The 21,542-nt window shown below is 67.9% G+C and carries 7 protein-coding genes; 6 read left to right on the top strand and 1 reads right to left on the bottom strand.

The genetic code is table 11. From position 1 onward, the window contains the following. Positions 1 to 345 precede the first annotated feature (345 nt). From ACEN9F_RS17065 to ACEN9F_RS17040, 6 genes are all read left to right on the top strand, one after another. Entirely contained in the window at positions 346 to 3,315 is a 2,970-nt protein-coding gene (locus tag ACEN9F_RS17065; RefSeq protein ID WP_413421539.1) for a TonB-dependent receptor, read from the top strand. A 109-nt stretch (positions 3,316 to 3,424) separates the two neighbouring features. Beyond that, entirely contained in the window at positions 3,425 to 4,981 is a 1,557-nt protein-coding gene (locus ACEN9F_RS17060; RefSeq protein ID WP_413421537.1) for a tryptophan halogenase family protein, read from the top strand. A 21-nt stretch (positions 4,982 to 5,002) separates the two neighbouring features. Beyond that, complete coding sequence (locus ACEN9F_RS17055; RefSeq protein WP_413421535.1) at positions 5,003 to 5,713, top strand: SapC family protein; 711 nt, start codon at positions 5,003 to 5,005, stop codon at positions 5,711 to 5,713. Next, positions 5,706 to 6,710, top strand: a complete 1,005-nt coding sequence (locus tag ACEN9F_RS17050; protein ID WP_413421533.1) for a cupin-like domain-containing protein — start codon at positions 5,706 to 5,708, stop codon at positions 6,708 to 6,710. Before ACEN9F_RS17055 ends, ACEN9F_RS17050 begins: the two co-directional genes overlap by 8 nt. A gap of 10 nt (positions 6,711 to 6,720) precedes the next feature. Beyond that, positions 6,721 to 8,217, top strand: a complete 1,497-nt coding sequence (locus tag ACEN9F_RS17045) for a tryptophan halogenase family protein (RefSeq protein ID WP_413421531.1) — start codon at positions 6,721 to 6,723, stop codon at positions 8,215 to 8,217. Positions 8,218 to 8,262: 45 nt separating this feature from the next. Further along, a complete protein-coding gene (locus ACEN9F_RS17040; protein WP_413421529.1) occupies positions 8,263 to 9,108 on the top strand; it encodes a DUF817 domain-containing protein in 846 nt (281 codons plus the stop codon). Between the two features lie 43 nt (positions 9,109 to 9,151). Here ACEN9F_RS17040 and ACEN9F_RS17035 read toward each other — a convergent pair whose 3' ends face one another. Then, entirely contained in the window at positions 9,152 to 21,250 is a 12,099-nt protein-coding gene (locus ACEN9F_RS17035; protein ID WP_413421527.1) for an Ig-like domain-containing protein, read from the bottom strand. Positions 21,251 to 21,542 lie beyond the last annotated feature (292 nt).

Here is a 21,542-nt window from a genome sequence, read left to right as displayed (position 1 = left end):
GGTCACGTTCTTGAGTATGGGGTCTCGGGATCATACACGAACGCCGTAACATCGACTATCAGTCGCTCAGGCCGGACGTCCGGCGGCCGCGCGCCCGCATGTGGTGCGTCCTTACAACATCGCCCAAATTCGGTGCGGCTAATTCGTTCGATCAATTGACGAATGTATTTTTTTCTCATATCCTGAGTTTGCCTTATCCATTTGTCATTCGATTTCATTAAGTCGAACAGTCTTGCCGCAGTTGTTTGTTGTGCCACCACTTCCGACCTTGCCTCGACGTGCTCGATCAGTGTCGGAGAAATATAAATACAAATAAGATGAACAGGAGATGAAGTGCATAAAAATATGAAAACGATTTCAGGAAATCCGCTGAGCCGCCGCCGGTTGATCAGCCTGGCGGTGGCGGGCGCTTGCGCCAGCTTCTCGCCAGCCTACGCTCAGGACGCGGTCAAGGCCGCCGAGGAGCCGGTCGATGCCCCTAAAGTGGTCGTGACCGGTATCCGCGCCAGTATGCAGTCGACGCTGAACCTGAAGCGCAATTCCGACGGCGTGGTCGACGGCATCGTCGCCGACGACATCGGTAAGTTCCCGGACACCAACCTGGCCGAGTCGCTGCAGCGCATTTCCGGCGTCTCGATCGACCGCAGCAACGGCGAAGGGCAGAAAGTCACCGTCCGCGGCGTCGGCCCCGACCTGAACATGGTGCTGCTGAACGGCCGCCAGATGCCGACCTCGAACCTGGGCGACCTGTCCGGCCGCGCCTTCGACTTCTCCAACCTGGCCTCGGAATCGATCTCGCAGATCCAGGTCTACAAGACCAGCCGCGCCGACACCCCGCCGGGCGGCATCGGCGCCACCATCAACATCATGACCGCGCGGCCGTTCGACCGTCCGGGCCTGCAGGCCAGCGTCGGCATCAAGGGCGTGTACGACACCTCGAACAAGCACCTGCCGGACGAGGACAAGGCATCGAACTCGCTGACGCCCGAAGTCTCCGGCATCTACAGCAACACCTTCGCCGACGGCATGTTCGGCGTGGCGGTGTCGGGCAGCTACCAAGAGCGCAACATGGGCGTCAACACGGCCGGCATCACCAACGGCTGGCGCGGCCCGTTCCGCGGCGACGAAAACAACTGGGGCACGATTCCGCAGCCGGGCACGACCGGTTCGGGCGACATCACCAACCGTCCGAAGCCGGGCGACGTGTACTCGGTGCCGCAGAACATTTCCTACTTCATGAAGGGCATGCAGCGCCAGCGCACCAACGGCCAGCTGACCCTGCAGTTCAAGCCGGTCAAGGAACTGGTCACCACGCTGGACTACACCTACTCGCAGAACAAGATCCAGACCAAGTCGCACGAGCTGAGCGCCTGGTTCAACATGGGTCCGTCGGTGAGCTCGTGGACCGGCGGCCCGATCGCTTCGCCGATCTTCTACCAGGAAAACGTCACGGCGCAGGATATCGCCATGAACGGCGGCGACTACGCCACCAAGTCGGAAAACAAGTCGCTGGGCTTCAACGCGGCATGGAAACCGAACGCCGACCTGAAGTTCATCTTCGACGCGCACCACTCGACCGCCGAATCGATGAAAGACAGCCCGTTCGGCTCGGCCAACAACCTGGCCACCGTCAGCTTCAGCCGCGGCAACACCCGCGTGGACTTCTCGCATGAGATGCCGGTGCTGAGCATCCAGGGCGCCGACTTCATCAAAGCACCGATGCAGGTGTCCGGCTCCTGGTTCCAGGAAGGCTACCAGAAGATGAAGATCGACCAGGCCCAGGCCAGCGGCAGCTGGAAGGTGGCCGATAGCTCGAACCTGAACTTCGGCCTGGCGGCGACCAAGGTCAACAACCGTTCGGCCTTCCAGCAGGTGCAGAGCGATAGCTGGGGCGGAGCCACCAAGGCCTCCGACTATCCGCAGTCGCTGTTCAAGGCCGACGACCTGCGCAAGTACTTCGGCAAGATGGACGGCGTGGACGATCCGGCACTGTTCAACCAGATCCACACCTTCAACTTCGCCGCGGTCCGCCAGGTGGTCTCGGACGCCACCGGCAAGCCGGCGCTGTACATGCCTAGCCTGGCCAATCCGGACTACGACCGCCGCACCGAGGAGAAATCCAAGTCGGCCTACGTGCAGCTGTCGACCGAGTGGGATACGGCGATTCCTATGCATACCGGCATCGGCCTGCGCTTCGAGAAGACCGACGTGCTGTCGACCGCGCTGTCGCAGACGCCGAGCGAGATACGCTGGGTGTCGCAGAACGAATTCCCGGTCACCTTCGCCGGCAAGGCGTTCACCTCGCAGAGCGGCAAGTACAACAACGTGCTGCCTAGCGTGGACTGGGATGCCGACCTGCGTTCGGACTTCAAGGTGCGCGCCAGCTACGGCGAAACCATCGGCCGGCCGCGCTACGACCAGATCCAGGGCGGCACCACCATCGGCGCCACGGCGAACGTCAACGGCGACAGCGCATCGACCGGCAACCCGGCGCTGAAACCGGTCAAGTCCAAGAACCTGGACCTGTCGGCCGAATGGTATTACAACCAGCGCAGCCTGGTCTCGCTCGGCCTGTTCAATAAAAAGCTGAACAACTACGCCGGACAGTCGGTGACCGACATCCCGCAGGCCGGCCTGCACACGCCGGTGGGCGGCAAGTACTGGAACGCGGCGCTGGCTGGCGGCTGTATCGTCACCGACACCGCCTGTATCCGTAACTTCATCTTCAAGAACTTCAACGGCCAGCCCGGCGTGGCACGCGGGCCGGACAACGAGAAAGGTGAAATCACCGGCACCATCACCGGCCAGTCGTTCGATCCGGTCATCAATTTCCAGACCACCAGCTACGTCAATGCCAAGTCGGCCAACGTGCATGGCGCGGAAATCAACTGGCAGCATATGTTCGGCAGCAGCGGCTTCGGCGTGCAGGCCAACTACACCTACGTGAAGGCTGGACTGGCATTCAACAACGCCAGCGCCGGCGACCAGTTCGCGCTGGTGGGCCTGAGCAACTCGGCCAACCTGGTCGGCATTTACGAGGACAACAAATGGAGCATCCGCGCGGCCTATAACTGGCGCGGAGAGTTCCTGTCGTCCACCACCGACCTCGCGGGCGCCAATCCGCAGTACGTGGAACCGTACGGCCAGGTCGACTTGAGCGTCGGTTATGCGATCAACAAGAACCTGAGCGTGCAGTTCGAGGCGATCAACCTGACCGACGAGTTGCAGCGGGTCCATGGCCGCACCGATATGATGGTGCTCAGCCTGGCGCAGTCCGGCCCCCGCTACATGCTGTCGGCCCGCTATAAGTTCTGATCTCTGAAGTACTAGAGGGGGAGGGGCGGGTCGTGCCGCCCCGACACTTTCAGCAGGCCGTGCCGTTCCGGCGGCCTGTTTTTTTTTGAGAGAACAGGATCAGTACGCAATGAGTACGCAAGAGCTACAACACATTGTGATTGTCGGCGGGGGCTCGGCCGGCTGGCTGAGCGCCGGCGTCATCGCCGCCGAGCACGCGGCCCATCCCGGCGCGCGGCTGCGCGTGACGCTGCTGGAATCGCCCGACGTGGCGCCGATCGGCGTCGGCGAGGGCACCTGGCCCAGCATGCGCGATACGCTGTCCCGCATCGGCGTCTCCGAAACCGACTTCTTCCGCGAATGCGACGCTTCCTTCAAGCAGGGCTCGCGCTTCAACCGCTGGGTCGACGACAGCGAGGACGACCACTATTTCCATCCCTTCGTCGTGCCGCAGGGCTACGGCGAAGCCAACCTGGCGGCGCGCTGGCGGCAGGTCCGCCCCGACGCCGCCTTTGCCGACCTGGTCAGCTTCCAGCCGCAGCTGTGCTTGCACGGCCGGGCGCCCAAGCAGGCCGTCACGCCGGAATACGCGGCCGTGTCCAACTACGGCTACCACCTCGACGCCGGCAAGTTCGGCGTGTTCCTGCGCCGGCACTGCACCGAGCGCCTGGGCGTGAGGCGGATCGTCGACCATGTGACGGCGGTGCACTCGCATGAGAACGGCGACATCGCCTCGCTGCAGACGCGGCTGAACGGCGCCATCGAGGCCGACCTGTTCATCGACTGCACCGGCGCGCAATCGCTGCTGCTGGGCCAGCACTACGGCGTGCCCTTGCTGTCGCAGCAGCACATCCTGTTCAACGACAGCGCGATGGCCTTGCAGCAAGCCTATCCCGACGATAACAGCCCGATCGCCTCGCAGACGCTGTCGACCGCGCAGGCGCATGGCTGGATCTGGGACATCGGCCTGCCGACCCGGCGCGGCATCGGCTATGTGTATTCCAGCGCGCACGCCACCGACGAGCAGGCCGAGCGCGCGCTGCACGCCTATGTGCGCCAGACCGGCGGCCCGCAGGACTTGCCGACGCCGCGCAAGCTGTCGTTCCAGCCCGGCTATCGCGAGCACTCCTGGCACCGCAACTGCGTGGCCATCGGCCAGTCGGCCGGCTTCCTCGAACCGCTGGAGGCGTCCGCGCTGGCGATGGTCGAGCTGTCGGCGGCGATGCTGGCCGACGCCATGCCGGCCAACCGCGCCGCCATGGAGCTCGCCGCGCAGCGCTTCAACGACAGCTTCCGCTACCGCTGGGAACGGGTGATCGATTTCCTCAAGCTGCACTATGTGCTCAGCAAGCGCGACGATACCAGCTACTGGCGCGACAACCGCGCCGCCGCCTCGATCCCGCCGCGCCTGCGGGAGCTGCTGGCATTGTGGCGGCACCAGCCGCCGTCGCGCTACGACCTGCAGCGCATCGAGGAGGTATTCCCGGCCGCCAGCTATCAGTACGTGTTGTACGGCATGGGCTTCGACACCGACTACGGCGACGGCCGCCGCCGCTCCGACCTGCCCGCGCTGGCCGACGCCTATTTCCGCGAAGCGCAGGAGCTGACCCGCAAGATGCTGGCCGGCCTGCCCGGCAACCGCGAACTGATTACCCACATCAAGCGCCACGGCCTGCCGCAGCGCTGATCACAACCGACACGACTTCCCATGACCCATATCGTAATGCTCAACAACGTCGACCATCAGGCCCTGCGCGTCATCACCGAGCGCGGTGCCCGGTACGGCGACAACGTCATGACCTGCGCCACCTTCCCGGCCGAGTTCCGCGACTTGCAGGCGCACTATCCGATCGTGTTCCGCCAGATCGACGATGCCGCCGGTTTCGAGCCGGTGGCGCTGCTCGGTTTCCAGGAGGGCGAGAACCTCTACCTGGGCCCGCAGGGCTGGGATGCCGGCTATGTGCCGCTGGCGATCGAGCGCCTGCCGTTCCTGATCGGCCGCTCCGGCGAGCAGCTCAACGTCCATGTCGACCTCGACAGTCCGCGCCTGAGCCGCAGCGCCGGCGAGGCGCTGTTCCTGGCGTTCGGCGGCGTCACGCCCTATCTGGAGCGCACCACCTCGATGCTGCTGCACATCCACGAAGGCTTGCAGAGCACGCCGGCCCTGATCGCCGCGCTGCGCGAGCATGACTTGCTGGAATCGTTCGTCGCCGACATCGCGCTGGAGGACGGCTCGCAGAACCGCCTGTACGGCTTCCACACCATCAACGAGGACAAGCTGCTGCACCTGTCCGGCACCGCGCTGGAAAGCCTGAACCGCGCCGGCCACCTGCAATCGATCTACATGGCGATGGCCTCGCTGTCCAACTTCCGTGGCCTGATCGAGCGCAAGCAGCGCGCCATCGCCGCCCATGGTTAAGCCGATACGCGAAATCACAGGGGTCGGCCCGCGCCAGCTGGGCGACGCGCTGCTGACCTCGACCGAACCGCTGATCCTGCGCGGCCTGGCCGCCGACTGGCCGCTGGTCAAGGCCGGCCGGACGTCGCAGCGGGCGGCCAGCGACTACCTGCGCCGCCACTATCGCGGCGAGAAGGTGGTGGCCATGCTGGGCGCGCCGGACATCGACGGGCGCTTCTTCTACAACGAAGACCTCAGCGGCTTCAACTTCGCCAACGTGCGCACCGGCCTCGGCGGCGTGCTGGACGAGCTGGAGGCGCACCGCGAGGACCAGCGGCCACCGGCCATCTACGTCGGCTCGACCGAGGTCGACCTGGCGCTGCCGGGACTGCGCGCCGAGAACGATCTCGACCTCGGCGGGCGCCAGCCCTACGTCAGCATCTGGCTGGGCAACCAGACCCGCATCGCCGCCCACTATGACTTGCCGGACAACATCGCCTGCGTGGCGGCCGGGCGCCGCCGCTTTACGCTGTTCCCGCCCGGGCAGCTGAGCAACCTGTACATCGGCCCGCTCGACTTCACGCCGGCCGGGCAGCCCATCAGCCTGGTGGACCTGCAGCGGCCCGACTTCGAGCGCTTCCCGCGCTTCGCCGATGCGCTGGAGCAGGCCCGGTCGGCCGAGCTGGATGCGGGCGACGCCATCTTCATCCCCTCGATGTGGTGGCATCACGTCGAGGCGCTGACGCCGTTCAACGTGCTGGTCAACTACTGGTGGCGGCAGTCGCCGGGCCACATGGATACGCCGACCACCACGCTGATGCTGGCGCTGATGACCATGCGCGACCTGCCGCCGGACCAGCGCGCGGCGTGGCGGGAACAGTTCCGCCACTACGTCTTCGACAGCGACGGCAGCGAGGCGGCGCACATCCCTCCGGCCGCGCGGCGGGTGCTGGCGCCGCTCGACGACGCCAGCGCGCGCGCGCTGCGCAGCCAGATCCTCAACCGCATGAACCGCTAAGGAAACCAACATGGATGCATCGAACAAACCAGTCCGCCGCGTGGTCATCGCCGGCGGCGGCACGGCCGGCTGGATGGCCGCCGCCGCCCTGTCCAAGACGCTGGGCAAGGTCATCGACCTGACCCTGATCGAGTCCGACGAGATCGGCACGGTCGGCGTCGGCGAAGCCACCATTCCGACCATGATCACCTTCCACAACCTGCTGGAGCTGAACGAGGCCGAATTCATGGCGGCCACGCAAGCCACCTTCAAGCTGGGCATCAGCTTTGAAAACTGGCGCGACGTCAAGCAGGACTACATCCACTCCTTCGGCACCACCGGCACCGACCACTGGACGGCGGGCTTCCAGCACTTCTGGCGCAAGGGCGTGGCGCGCGGCGTGGCCGGCGACTACGGCGACTATTGCCGCGAACTGAAGGCCTCGCAGCTGGGCCGCTTCGCCCACCTGCCGGACAACGGCATGAACTACGCCTACCACCTGGACGCCGGCCTGTACGCCAAGTTCCTGCGCAAGTTCAGCGAGCCGCTGGGCGCCAGGCGCGTCGAGGGCAAGATCGTCGCGGTCAACCGCGATGCGGAAAGCGGCCACATCCAGTCGCTGACCTTGGCCGACGGCGCGCGGATCGAAGGTGACCTGTTCATCGACTGCTCCGGCTTCCGCGGGCTGCTGATCGGCGAGACGCTGGGCGTCGAATATGAAGACTGGTCGCACTGGCTGTTCTGCGACAGCGCGCTGGCGGTGCAGACCGCGTCGACCGGCGCGGTGCCGCCGCTGACGCGCTCGATCGCGCACGACGCCGGCTGGCAATGGCGCATTCCGCTGCAGCACCGCGTCGGCAACGGCATGGTGTATTCCAGCCGTCACACCGACGACGACACGGCGCGCGCCACGCTGATGTCCAACCTGGCCGGCGAACCGTTGATGCAGCCGCGCCCGATCCGCTTCACGCCGGGACAGCGGCGCCAGACCTGGGTCGGCAACTGCGTGGCGATCGGCTTGTCCAGCGGCTTCCTGGAACCGATCGAATCGACCAGCATCCACCTGATCCAGCGCGGCCTGATCCGCCTGCTGCAGATGTTCCCCGGCGCCGGCATCTGCCAGAGCGACATCGACGAATACAACCAGCAGACCGCGACCGAAGTGGCACACATCCGCGACTTCATCATCCTGCACTACCACGTGACCAACCGCGAAGACACGCAGTTCTGGCGCGACTGCCGCGCGCTGGACGTGCCGGCCTCGCTGCGCCACCGCATCGAGCTGTTCCACGAGACGGGCCGGGTGTTCCGCGAGCAGAACGAGCTGTTCGCGGAAAATTCGTGGATCCAGGTGATGCTGGGGCAGGGCATCCTGCCGCAGCGCTACCACCCGATCGCCGACCGCATGGGCGACCAGGAGCTGGCGCAGTTCCTCAACGGCATCAAGTCGTCGGTGAACGCGGTGGTCGCCCAGCTGCCGTCGCACCCGGACTATATCCGCCAGTATTGCCGGGCGCCGCAGCTATAAGTTACCAGGCTGGACACTAGGGACGCGGGCCGGTAGAGTGGAACCATGCTCGCGACCTTAGACACCCATTTGCTGGACGGCAGCGCCCGTCCCGGCCTGCGCGGACCGGCGCGCTTCCTGATGGAATTCTGGTATTTCGGCATCAAGGAGGCGCGCGCCTGCCTGTTTGTCGCGCTGTTCTTTGCCTCGGTGTTCCTGGTGCCGCGCGCCGGCCTGTTCGGCGTGCCGCGCTATGACGTGCTGCTGGTGGCCGCGCTCGGCATCCAGGCGTGGATGGTGTGGTCCGGGCTGGAGACCTGGGATGAGCTGAAGGCGGTCAGCCTGTTCCACGTGGTCGGCTTCGCGCTGGAGGTGTTCAAGACCTCGGGCGCCATCCAGTCGTGGAGCTACCCGGACTTCGCCTATACCAAGCTGTTCGGCGTGCCGCTGTTCTCCGGCTTCATGTATGCGGCGGTCGGCAGCTATATCATCCAGGCGTGGCGCCTGCTGGATTTGCATATCAGGCATCACCCGCCGCACTGGATGGCGGCGCTGATCGCCTTGCTTATCTATGCCAACTTCTTTACCCATCACTATATCGGCGACTACCGCTGGTACCTGGCGGCCTGCGCGCTGGGCCTGTACGCCCGCACCACCGTCGTGTTCCGGCCGCTGGACCGTGCGCGCAGCATGCCGCTGCTGCTGGGCTTTGTGCTGACCGGCTTCTTCATCTGGCTGGCGGAAAACATCAGCACCTTCTGGGGCATCTGGCGCTACCCGAACCAGATGGGGGCCTGGTCGGCGGTCCACGTCAGCAAATGGAGCTCGTGGTCGCTGCTGGTGATCATGACCTTCACCATCGTCGCCAACCTGAAACACGTCAAGGCCCGCATCCACATCCCCGCGCAGTGAGCCGCGCAGCGGCGGCGCTGTCCAGCCGGCGCCGCCGCCCCGCTTAGCCGACCAGGACGATGTCGGCGGCGGTCAGCACGGTCACGCCAACCAGCGTCACCGCATGCCCCTCGCCCAGGTCGATCACCGTGTTGCCGCCATCGACATGGCTGTGCGCCAGCACGTCGGCCGCGGTGGTGAAGGTCAGGCCGTTCAAGGCGCGCTGCAGCAGCAGATGGTCGCCCTCGGCGCTGGAGAAGTTCAGCACCTTGAGCTGGTCCGCCTGCTGGTTCAGCACGAACTGGTCGGCGCCGCTCGTGCCCTGCAGCGTCACCACGACGGCATCGGTGGCGATGTGCTGCGCCGCCATGACGGTGCCGCCGGACGTCTTGGCGACGCCGGTTGCCGCGACGATGGTGCTGGCGGTGTTTTCGGCGGCCGTGATGACGGTGCTGTTGTCCGAGGTCACCCCGTCCAGATAGTTGGTCACCACCGTGCTCGCGCCATTGATGTAGTTGGCGTTTTGCACGGTGCTCATCTGATCCGTGAAGTATTGGGCGACCAGGGTTTTGTTGAGGGTCGTGGCGATGTCGGAATTTTGCGCGCTATCCGCCATATTCCACACCAGGCTGGCGCGCGTCAGGTCGGCCCCCGTGGTCAGTCGCGCGACCCAGTAATCGATCTCTGATTGGGCGACGCCCGCCCCGTCGCGGCCGAACAGGTTGTGGTACACGGCCCTGACCACGGCTTCATCGCTCAGACCGCCCCAGGTGTTGAGGTACTCCGGCGACCCGACAAATTCCGCGCCCATGGCGTCCAATGCCGCCTTGCGATCCGGGGCCGACATGTTGGCGATCAGCGCCAGCTTGCCACTCAAGCCGCCCTGGTCGGCGGGGCGGTTGAAGTAGCCGACATACATTTGCTGAATTTCATGGCTGTAGTCGCTGTCCGTCACCGGGTTCAGTTTCACCCAGACGTCGCCGACGCCGCCGTCCGCGACGGTGTACTGGTAGTGTCCCAGGCCGTGGGCCGTCGAGCCAGCGGTAAAGACCACGTTGCTGCCGCTGAGGGACGCCGTGCCGCCGCTGATGTTGGTCAGCGATATGATCGAGCTTGGTGGGGACGAATCGATATCGGTGTCGTTGGACAACAGCGTGGCCTTGGTCGCGCTTGCCGCGCCGTGCTCGATACCGTTGACGACGTCGCTCTGCGGCGTGGACTGGTCGTCGACCGACGTGACCGTGGCCGTGAAACTGGTGGTCGCCGTCATGCCGCCCGGATCCCTCACCGTGACGGAGACGCTGGTCGTGCCATACCAATCGGCGTCCGGATTGAAGACAACGGTGCGGTTGGCGCCGCTGCCGGCGAAGCTGACGGTTCCATGGGCGGAACTGCCGCTCAGCGTCAGTGCGCCCGGATCGCTCTCGCTGTCGCCGACGGTGAATGACAGCGCCGTCGAACGGATGTCTTCCTTGGTCGTCACATTGGCGATGGACGAGATGGTCGGTGCGGTATTGGTGTCAATGGTAAATACCACGCTGGCGCCGACGTTGCCGGCCTTGTCGGTGGCTTGTACCGTGACGTCGTGCGCACCCGGGGTCAGCAGCGCGCTGTTCGGCATGGTGATGACGCCGTTGCTGTCGATGGCGAACAGGTTGCCCGGATTGGACAGCAGGGCGTAGGTGGCGCCGCTGCCGGCACCGCTGACCGTGACGCCGACCGTGCTGTTGGCGGCCGCGCCCGTATTGGCGAAATTGGCGTTGGCGTTGCCATCGGTGAGTACCGGCGCCACGGTATCGATGGTGACGCTCAAGGTGGCGCCGGTGGCGGCGTTGCCGGCCAGGTCGGTGGCCTTGGTGATGATGCTGTGGACGCCATCCGCCAGCGTGGTGCTGGTGAACGACCAGGTGCCGTCCGCGCCGGCCAGCGTCGAGCCGAGCAGCTTGGTGCCGTCGTAGACGCTGACGGTGGCCCCGGCATCGGCCGTGCCGGTGAAGACCGGCTGCGCGACATTCGTCACGTTGTCGGTATTGACGTTGCTGTCCGAGGCGTCGGCCAGATTGGCCGCGCTGACCGCCAGCTTGGTGTCGATGGTCACGTCCAGCGCCGCCGATGGCGCGGAGAGATTGCCCGCCAGATCGACCGTGCTGGCGGTCAGGTGGTGCACGGTATCGGTCAGGGTGCCGGTGACGTAGCTCCATACGCCGGAAGCGTTGGCGGTCGCCGTGCCGAGCTTGACGCCACCGTCGAACACGGAGACCACCGCGCCGGCGGCCGCGTTGCCGGTGATGGTAGGCGTGGCCAGGTTGGTGATGTTGTCGGTGCTCGACACGCCCTTGTCGGATGCGGTCGCCAAGTCCAGGCCGGACGGCGAGTCCGGCGCGGTGGCGTCGATGGTCACGTTCAGCACGGCGGTCTTGGCCGAGCTGTTGCCGGCGGCGTCGGTCGCCTGCGCGCTCAAGCCGTGCACGCCATCGGCCAGTGGCTGGCTCAGCGTGATCTGCCAGACGCCGCTGGCATTGGCCACGCCGCTGCCGACCAGCGTCGTACCGTCGTACAGCGAGACGTTGGCGTTGGCTTCGGCCTTGCCCGACAGCGTAGGCAGCACGACGTTGGTGAGGTTGTCGGTGCTGGAGCTGCCGCTGTCGGAGGTCGCCAGCAGGTCGAGCAGGGTAGGCAGGGCCGGGGCTGTGGTGTCGATGGTGATCGCCAGCGCCGCCGACGCCGCCGACAGGTTGCCGGCGGCGTCGGTGGCCTTGACCGTCAGGCTGTGCGCACCCGCCGCCAGGGCGCTGGAGGTGATGCTCCAGGCGCCTGCGTTGTCGGCCACGGCGGTGCCCACTTGCGTGCTACCGTCGAACAGCGCCACGGTGGCGCCGGCTTCGGCCGTGCCGCTCAGCGTCGGCGTGGTGTCGTTGGTGATGCCGTCCGTGCTGGAGCTGCCGGTGTCGGACAATGGATCGAGCACCGGTGCGCCCGGCGTCGCCGGCGCGACCGTGTCGATGGTCACCACCAGTTCGCCCGACAATGTCGATACGTTGCCCGCCACATCAGTGGCGCTGGCGGTCAGGTGATGCACGCCGTCGCTCAGTTTGCTGCTGGCGATGGTCCAGACGCCGGAGCTGCTGGCCACGACCGAACCGAGCTTGGTATCGCCGTCATACAGTGTGACGGTGGAACCCGCTTCGGCCGTGCCGGTCACGCTAGGCGTGGCCAGGTTGGTCAGGTTGTCGGTGTTGGACACGCCCTTGTCGGACGCGGCCACCAGGTCGAGTGCGGCCGGCGCGAGCGGCGCGGCCGTGTCGATGGTGACGCTGAGCGCGGTGGACTTGACCGACAGGTTGCCGGCGATGTCGGTGGCTTGCGCGGTCAGGCCGTGCACGCCGTCGGCCAGCGGCTGGGTGACGGCGATCTGCCAGTTGCCGCTGGCGTCGGCCAGGGCGGTGCCGATCAGCGTCGCGCCATCGAACAGCGAGACGCTGGCGTTGGCTTCGGCCTTGCCGGAGATGGTCGGCAGCACGACGTTGCTGATGTTGTCGCTGCTGGACGCGCCGGCGTCGAAGGCGGTCAGCAGGTCGACCGCGGTCGGCGCGGCGGGCGCGCTGGTGTCGATGGTGATCGTCAGCGCCGGCGAGGCGGCGGAGACGTTGCCGGCGAGGTCGGTGGCCTTGACGGTCAGGCTGTGGGCACCCGCCGCCAGCGCGCTGGCGGTGATGCTCCAGGCGCCTTCGGTGTTGGCCACGGCGGTGCCCACTTGCGTGGCGCCGTCGAACAGCGCCACGGTGGCGCCGGCTTCGGCGGTGCCGCTGACGGTCGGCGTGGTGTCGTTGGTGATACCGTCCGTATTGGAACGGCCGCTGTCGGATGCGGCGTCGAGCACGGGCACGCCAGGCGCCGCCGGCGCGACCGTATCGATGGTCACGACCAGCTCGGCCGAAGGCGCCGAGACGTTGCCCGCCGGGTCGACGGTAACGGCGGTCAGGTGATGCACGCCGTCGGCTAGCGTGCTGGTGACGATGCTCCAGACGCCGGAGGTGTTGGCGACGGCGGTGCCGACCTTGATGTCGCCGTCATACAGGTTGACAGTGGCGCTGACGGCCGAGGTGCCGCCGATGGTCGGCGTGGCCAGGTTGGTGATGTTGTCGCTGGTCGACACGCCCTTGTCGGACGCGGTCGCCAGGTCCAGCGCGGCCGGCGCGGCCAGCGGGGTGGTGTCGATGGTGACGCTGAGCGCGGTGGACTTGACCGACAGGTTGCCGGCGACATCGGTGGCTTGCGCGGTCAGGCTGTGTACGCCGTCGGCCAGTGCCTGCGTCGACGTGATCTGCCAGTTGCCGCTGGCATCGGCCAGGCCGGTGCCGATCAGCGTGGCGCCGTCGAACAGCGAGACACTGGCGTTGGCCTCGGCCTTGCCGGCGATGGTTGGCAGGACGACGTTGGTGAGGTTGTCGGTGCTGGAGATGCCGCTGTCGGAGGCGGTGACCAGATCGAGCGCGCTTGGCGCCACGCCCGCGATATCGACGGTGAGCGCCAGCGCCGGCGAGGCGGCGCTGATGTTGCCGGCGACGTCGGTGGCGGTCACCGTCAGGCTGTGCACGCCCGCCGCCAGCGCGCTGGCGGTGAGGCTCCAGGCGCCCTCGGCGTTGGCCACGGTGGTGCCCACTTGCGTGGCGCCGTCGAACACTTTCACGGTGGCGCCGGCTTCGGCGGTGCCGCTCAGCGTCGGCGTGGTGTCGTTGGTGATGCCGTCGGCGTTGGAGTTGCCGCTGTCGGACAATGGATCGAGCACGGGCACGCCCGGCGCCGCCGGCGCGACCGTATCGATGGTCACCACCAGCTCGGCCGAAGGTGCCGAGACGTTGCCCGCCGGGTCGACGGTAACGGCGGTCAGGTGATGCACGCCGTCGGCCAGCGTGCTGGTGACGATGCTCCAGACGCCGGAGGTGTTGGCGACGGCGGTGCCGACCTTGATGTCGCCGTCATACAGGTTGACAGTGGCGCTGACGGCCGAGGTGCCGCCGATGGTCGGCGTGGCCAGGTTGGTGATGTTGTCGCTGGTCGACACGCCCTTGTCGGACGCGGTCGCCAGATCCAGCGCGGCCGGCGCGGCCAGCGGCGTCGTGTCGATGGTGACGCTGAGCGCGGTGGACTTGACCGACAGGTTGCCGGCGACATCGGTGGCTTGCGCGGTCAGGCTGTGTACGCCGTCGGCCAGTGCCTGCGTCGACGTGATCTGCCAGTTGCCGCTGGCGTCGGCCAGGCCGGTGCCGATCAGCGTGGTGCCGTCGAACAGCGAGACGCTGGCGTTGGCTTCGGCCTTGCCGGCGATGGTCGGCAGCACGACATTGGTGAGGTTGTCGGTGCTGGAGATGCCGCTGTCGGAGGCGGTGACCAGATCGAGCGCGCTTGGCGCCACGCCCGCGATATCGACGGTGAGCGCCAGCGCCGGCGAGGCGGCGCTGATGTTGCCGGCGACGTCGGTGGCGGTCACCGTCAGGCTGTGCACGCCCGCCGCCAACGCGCTGGTGGTGAGGCTCCAGGCGCCCTCGGCGTTGGCCACGGTGGTGCCCACTTGCGTGGCGCCGTCGAACACTTTCACGGTGGCGCCGGCTTCGGCGGTGCCGCTCAGCGTCGGCGTGGTGTCGTTGGTGATGCCGTCGGCGTTGGAGTTGCCGCTGTCGGACAATGGATCGAGCACGGGCACGCCCGGCGCCGCCGGCGCGACCGTATCGATGGTCACCACCAGCTCGGCCGAAGGCGCCGAGACGTTGCCCGCCGGGTCGACGGTAACGGCGGTCAGGTGGTGCACGCCGTCGGCCAGCGTGCTGGTGACGATGCTCCAGACGCCGGAGGTGTTGGCGACGGCGGTGCCGACCTTGACGTCGCCGTCGTACAGGTTGACGGTGGCGCTGGCGGCCGAGGTGCCGCCGATGGTCGGCGTGGCCAGGTTGGTGATGTTGTCGCTGGTCGACACGCCCTTGTCGGACGCGGTCGCCAGGTCCAGCGCGGCCGGCGCGGCCAGCGGGGTGGTGTCGATGGTGACGCTGAGCGCGGTGGACTTGACCGACAGGTTGCCGGCGACGTCGGTGGCTTGCGCGGTCAGGCTGTGTACGCCGTCGGCCAGTGCCTGCGTCGACGTGATCTGCCAGTTGCCGCCGGCGTCGGCCAGGCCGGTGCCGATCAGCGTGGTGCCGTCGAACAGCGAGACGCTGGCGTTGGCTTCGGCCTTGCCGGCGATGGTCGGCAGCACGACGTTGGTAAGGTTGTCGGTGCTGGAGATGCCGCTGTCGGAGGCGGTGACCAGATCGAGCGCGCTCGGTGTGGTCGACGAGGTGTCGACGGTGATCGCCAGCACCGGCGAAGCGGCGGAGACGTTGCCTGCCACATCGGTGGCCTTGACCGTCAGGCTGTGCGCGCCCGCCGCCAGCGCGCTGGAGGTAATGCTCCAGGTGCCTTCGGCGTTGGCCACGGCGGTGCCCACTTGCGTGGTGCCGTCGTACAGCTTGACGGTGGCGCCGGCTTCGGCGGTGCCGCTCACGGTCGGCGTGGTGTCGTTGGTGATGCCGTCCGCAGTGGAGTTGCCGCTGTCGGAAGCGGCGCTGAGCAGCGGCACGCCAGGCGCCGCCGGCGCGACGGTATCGATCGTCACCACCAGCTCGGCCGATGGCGGGGACAGGTTGCCCGCCGGATCGACGGTGCGCGCGGTCAGGTGGTGCACGCCGTCGGCCAGCGTGCCGGTGACGACGCTCCAGACGCCGGTATCGACATCGGCGGTCATCGTTTTGATCAAGGTGTCGCCGTCATACAGGTTGACGGTGGCGCCGGCGGTGGCGTTGCCGGAGATGGTGGGCGTGGCCACGTTGGTGATGTTGTCGCTGGTCGATACGCCCTTGTCGGACGCGGTCGCCAGGTCCAGCGCGGTTGGCGCGGCCAGCGGCGTGGTGTCGATGGTGACGCTGAGCGCGCTGGACTTGGCCGACAGGTTGCCCGCCGCGTCGGTGGCTTGGGCGGTCAGGCTGTGGGTGCCGTCGGTCAGCGGCTGCGTCGCCGTGATCTGCCAGTTGCCGCTGGCGTCGACCACGGTGGTGCCGATCAGGGTGGTGCCGTCGAACAGCGAGACGCTGGAGTTGGCCTCGGCCTTGCCGGCGATGGTCGGCAGCACGACGTTGGTAAGGTTGTCGGTGCTGGAGGCGCCGCTGTCGGAGGCGGTGACCAGATCGAGCGCGCTTGGCGCCACGGCCGCGATATCGACCGTGACCGTCAGCGCCGGCGAGGCGGCGCTGATGTTGCCGGCGACATCGGTGGCGGTGGCGGTCAGGCTGTGCACGCCCGCCGCCAGCGCGCTGGTGGTGAGGCTCCAGACGCCGTCGGCGTTGGCGACGACGGTGCCCACCTGCGTGACGCCGTCGAACACTTTCACGGTGGCGCCGGCTTCGGCGGTGCCGCTCAGCGTCGGCGTGGTGTCCTTGGTGAGTCCGTCCGTGCTGGAGCTGCCGCTGTCGGACAATGGATCGAGCACCGGCACGGCCGGCGCCGCCGGCGCTGCGGTGTCGATGGTCACCAGCAGTTCGGTGGACGGCGCCGAGAGGTTGCCCGCCGGGTCGACGGTGCGCGCGGTCAGGTGGTGCACGCCGTCGGCCAGCGTGCTGCTGGCGATGCTCCAGACGCCAGAAGTGTTGGCGACGGCGGTGCCGACCAGCGTGTCGCCGTCATACAGGTTGACGGTGGCGCTGGCGGCCGAGGTGCCGCCGATGGTCGGCGTGGCCAGGTTGGTGATGTTGTCGCTGGTCGACACGCCCTTGTCGGACGCGGTGGCCAGGTCCAGCGCGGCCGGCGCGGCCAGCGGGGTGGTGTCGATGGTGATGCTGAGCGCGGTGGACTTGACCGACAGGTTGCCTGCCGCATCGGCGGCCTGGGCGGTCAGGCTGTGCACGCCGTTGGCCAGCGCTTGCGTGACCGTGATCTGCCAGTTGCCGCTGGCGTCGGCCAGGCCGGTGCCGATCAGGGTGGTGCCGTCGAACAGCGAGACGCTGGCGTTGGCCTCGGCCTTGCCGGTGATGGTCGGCAGCACGACGTTGGTGAGGTTGTCGACGTTGGAGACGCCGCTGTCGGACGCGGTCAGCAGGTCGGGCGCGCCCGGCGCCGCCGGCGCGCTGGTGTCGATGGTGAGCGCCAGCGCCGGCGAGGCGGCGGAGACGTTGCCGGCGAGGTCGGTGGCCTTGACCGTCAGGCTGTGCGCGCCCGCCGCCAGCGCGCTGGTGGTGATGCTCCAGGCGCCTGCGGTGTCGGCCACGGCGGTGCCGACCTGGGTGGCGCCGTCGTACAGTTTGACGGTGGCGCCGGCTTCGGCGGTGCCGCTGACGGTCGGCGTGGTGTCGTTGGTGATGCCGTCCGTGTTGGAGCGGCCGCTGTCGGACGCGGCGTCGAGCGCCGGCGCGCCAGGCGTGGCCGGGGCTGCGGTGTCGATGGTGATCACCAGCGGGGCCGACAGCGGCGAGGCGTTGCCCGCCACATCGATCGCGCCGGCGGTCAGGCTGTGCACGCCGTCGGCCAGCGCGCTGGTGCTGACGCTCCAGGCGCCCGCCGCGTTGGCGGTGGTGGTGGCGACCACGGTGTCGCCGTCATACAGCGCCACGGTGGCGTTGGCGGCGGCCGTGCCGGTGATCAGCGGGGTGGTGACGTTGGTCAGTTTATCGGTGCTCGAGGCGCCGCTGTCGGAGGCGGGCGCCAGGACCGGCGTGCCCGGCGCGGTCAGCGTGGCGTTGGTGACCGTGACGACCAGCGTCTCGGACGCGGCCGAGATGTTGCCGGCGACGTCGGTGGCCTTGACGGTCAGGTTGTGCGGGCCGTTGGCCAGCGGCTGCGCGACGGTGATCTGCCAGTTGCCGGCGGCGTCGGCCACGGTGCTGCCCACCACGGTGGCGCCGTCGTACAGCGACACGCTGGCGTTGGCTTCGGCCTGGCCGGCCAGCGTCGGCAGCACGACATTGGTGATGTTGTCGGTGTCGGAGACGCCATGGTCGGAGCTGGCCAGCAGGTCGGGTTTGCCCGGTGTGGCCGGCGCGCTCTTGTCGATGGTCAGCGTCAGCGCCGGCGAGGCGGCGGAGACATTGCCGGCCAGGTCGGTGGCGGTGACCGTCAGGTTGTACACGCCGTTGTCGAAGCTCTTGTCGCTGATGCGCCAGACGCCGTTGGCATCGGCCACGGTGCTGGCCAGCTGCAGGGCGCCGTTGAACAGCGTCACGGTGGCGCCGGCCTCGGCGGTGCCGCTCAGGACGGGCGCGGCGGCGTTGGTGATGCCGTCCGTGTTGGACTGGCCGCTGTCGGACTGCGTCTCCAGCACCGGCGCGCCGGGCGCCGCCGGCGCCGCTGTATCGATGGTCACCACCAGCGCGGCCGAGGGTTGCGAGACCACGCCGGTCAGGGCGCTGGTGCTGGCGGTCAGGTGGTGCACGCCGTCGGCCAGCGCGCTGCTGGTGATGCTCCAGGCGCCGTTGGCGTCGGCCACGGCGGTGCCCAGCTTGGTGTCGCCTTCGAACAGGCTGACCGTGGCGCCGGCTTCGGCCTTGCCGCTCACGACCGGTGCCGTCACGCTGGTGACGTTGTCGCTGTTCGACAGGCCGAGGTCGGATTCGGCGTTCAAGTCCAGGTCGGTCGGCGTGACCGGCACCCGGGTGTCGACGGTGACGTCGAGCGCCGGCGACCTGGCCGAGACGTTGCCGGCGGCGTCGGTGGCTTGCGCGGTCAGGCTGTGCACGCCGTTCGACAGGGCGGCGGTGACGCCGATCTGCCAGTTGCCGGCGGCGTCGGCGACGCCGCTGCCGACCAGCGTGTCGCCGTCGTACAGCGACACGCGCGTGCCCGCTTCGGCGCTGCCGGCAAGCACCGGCAGGGTGGCGCTGGTGATGTTGTCGGTGTCGGAGGTGCCGCTGTCGGAGCCGGCCAGCAGGTCGGGCCTGGACGGCGCGTCGGGGGCGAGGCTGTCGATGGTCAGCACCAGCGCCGGCGAGGCGGCCGAGACGTTGCCGGCGGCGTCGGTGAGCTTGACCGTCAGGCTGTGCACGCCGTCGGCCAGGGGCGAGGTGGTGGCGCTCCAGGCGCCCTGGGCATTGGCGACGGCGCTGCCCACTTGCAGCGCGCCGTCGAACAGCGCCACGGTGGCGCCGGCTTCGGCGCTGCCGCTCAGTTGCGGCGTGGCGACCTTGGTCAGGCCGTCGCTGGCCGACAGGCCGCTGTCGGATTGCGGCGCCAGCAGCGGGGCGGCGAGGGCTGGCGGCGCCTGGGTGTCGATGGTGATCGCCAGTGCGGCCGACAGCGGCGACACGGTGCCGGTCAGCGAGCTGGTGCTGGCGGTCAGGTAGTGCACGCCGTCGGCCAGCGCGCTGCTGGTGATGCTCCAGGCGCCGCTGGCGTCGGCCACGGCGGTGCCCAGCTTGGTGTCGCCTTCGAACAGGGTGACCGAGGCGCCGGCTTCGGCCTTGCCTGTCACGGTCGGCGCCGTCACGTTGGTGAGATTGTCGCTGTCGGATGCGCCGCTGTCGTCGCCGCTGCGCAAATCCAGGTCGGTCGGCGCCACCGCGGCCCGGGTGTCGATGGTGATGTTGAGCACGGGCGACCTGGCCGAGACGTTGCCGGCCGTGTCGGTCGCTTGCACGGTCAGGCCGTGCACGCCGTTCGACAGGGCGGCGGTGACGCCGATCTGCCAGTTGCCGGCGGCGTCGGCGACGCCGCTGCCGACCAGCGTGTCACCGTCGTACAGCGACACGCGCGCGCCCGCTTCGGCGCTGCCGGTGAGCACCGGCAGGGTGACGTTGGTGATGTCGTCGCTGTCCGAGCTGCCGCTGTCGGAGCCGGCCAGCAGGTCCGGCCTGGACGGCGCGTCGGGGGCGAGACTGTCGATGGTCAGCACCAGCGCCGGCGAGGCGGGCGAGACGTTGCCGGCGGCGTCGATGGCCTTGACCGTCAGGTTGTGCACACCGTCGGCCAGGGTCGAGGTGGTGGTGCTCCAGACGCCCTGGGCATTGGCGACGGCGCTGCCCACTTGCTGCTCGCCATCGAACAGCGCGACGGTGGCGCCGGCTTCGGCGCTGCCGCTCAGCTGCGGCGTGGCGACGCTGGTGATGCCGTCCGCGTGCGACAGGCCGCTGTCGGACTGCGTGGCCAGCAACGGTGCGCCGGGCACCAGCGGCGCCTTGGTGTCGATGGTGACCAGCAGCGTGCCCGATTGCGCGGCCGTGTTGCCGGCGACATCGGTGATCTTGACCGTCAGGGTGTGGGCGCCGTCGGTGAACGGCGCGGTGGCGATGCTCCAGTTGCCTTGGGCGTCGGCCACCGCGGTGCCGATCTGGGTCTGGCCGTCGGACAAGACGACGGTGGCGCCCGCCTCGGTGGTGCCGGTGACGAGCGGGGCCGCGTTGCTGGTGACGCCGTCGCCCGTGTTCGCGCCGGTATCGGACGCGCTGTCCAGTTTCAGCGCCAGCACCTGCGGCCTTTCCCGGTCCACCGTGACCTGCAGCGCGGCCGATGGCGCCGACTGGTTGCCGGCGATATCGGTGACCACGGCGGTCAGGCTGTGCTGGCCGTTGCCGAGCAGGACGTTGACCGCCTGCCAGTTGCCCAGGGCGTCCGCGACGCCGCTGCCGACCTTGACCGTTCCATCGTACAGGCTGATGGCCGAGCCGGCGGGGGCGGTGCCGCTGAAGCGCAGCGTCGGCAGGTTGGTGATCTGGTCGCTGTTGGAGAGGCCGCTGTCGAAGCTGGCCAGCAGCACCGGCGCCGACGGCGCCACGGCATGGGTGATGATCTGGATCACTTGCGTCGGCGAGGTGGCCACCACATTGCCGTCCGGATCCGTGAGCACCAGGCTCATGGCGTGCGCGCCGTCGCCCAGCGTCTCGCTGGCGATGGCCCAGGAGCCGCCCTCCAGCACCGCCGAACCCACGCTGACCGCGCCGTCGAACAGGGTCATGGTGTAGCCCTGCGCCGATTCCAGCTCCGCCACCGTGTCGGCAAAGACCGGATTGGTCACCCGGGTCACATTGTCGATGCTGCTGACGCCGGAGTCGGAGATCGAGGTCATGGCCGGCGCGTCCAGCGTGATGGACAGGTTGTCGGCGGCGGTGGGGTTCAGGGATGCGGCAACGGCGGTGCTGGTGGTCGACATAGGTGCTCTCTATTTAGGGAAGGATGGACACCGGCGAAGCGCCGAATTATCCACAGGAAACTTTCAATATGGAACTAATAATTACCATAAAGATTAGCATATTGATTTTGTAATTTCCTATGGGAAATTCTAAATTTAACTATTATTTTTTGTAATTAACAAAAAGCCCGGCGCGGCCGCCCCGGGCGGCGGTGGAAAACTGCGACATACCTCCAACTAAGTTGTTGCGTCAACCCCTTTTTCGCGCTACACTAGCCGGCTTCGGTATGGATTCATCTTTTTATTGGTCCGT

The sequence above is a fragment of the Duganella sp. CT11-25 genome, assembly GCF_047302815.1.
Taxonomy (GTDB): domain Bacteria; phylum Pseudomonadota; class Gammaproteobacteria; order Burkholderiales; family Burkholderiaceae_D; genus Rugamonas.
Note: the sequence above shows the minus strand (reverse complement) of the source record. Positions and strands in the feature narration are given on the sequence as shown.

Coding starts and splice junctions, on each gene's coding strand:
- ACEN9F_RS17065 (WP_413421539.1), top strand. CDS start 346: ATGAAAACGATTTCAGGAAATCCGCTGAGCCGCCGCCGGTTGATCAGC.
- ACEN9F_RS17060 (WP_413421537.1), top strand. CDS start 3,425: ATGAGTACGCAAGAGCTACAACACATTGTGATTGTCGGCGGGGGCTCG.
- ACEN9F_RS17055 (WP_413421535.1), top strand. CDS start 5,003: ATGACCCATATCGTAATGCTCAACAACGTCGACCATCAGGCCCTGCGC.
- ACEN9F_RS17050 (WP_413421533.1), top strand. CDS start 5,706: ATGGTTAAGCCGATACGCGAAATCACAGGGGTCGGCCCGCGCCAGCTG.
- ACEN9F_RS17045 (WP_413421531.1), top strand. CDS start 6,721: ATGGATGCATCGAACAAACCAGTCCGCCGCGTGGTCATCGCCGGCGGC.
- ACEN9F_RS17040 (WP_413421529.1), top strand. CDS start 8,263: ATGCTCGCGACCTTAGACACCCATTTGCTGGACGGCAGCGCCCGTCCC.
- ACEN9F_RS17035 (WP_413421527.1), bottom strand. CDS start 21,250: ATGTCGACCACCAGCACCGCCGTTGCCGCATCCCTGAACCCCACCGCC.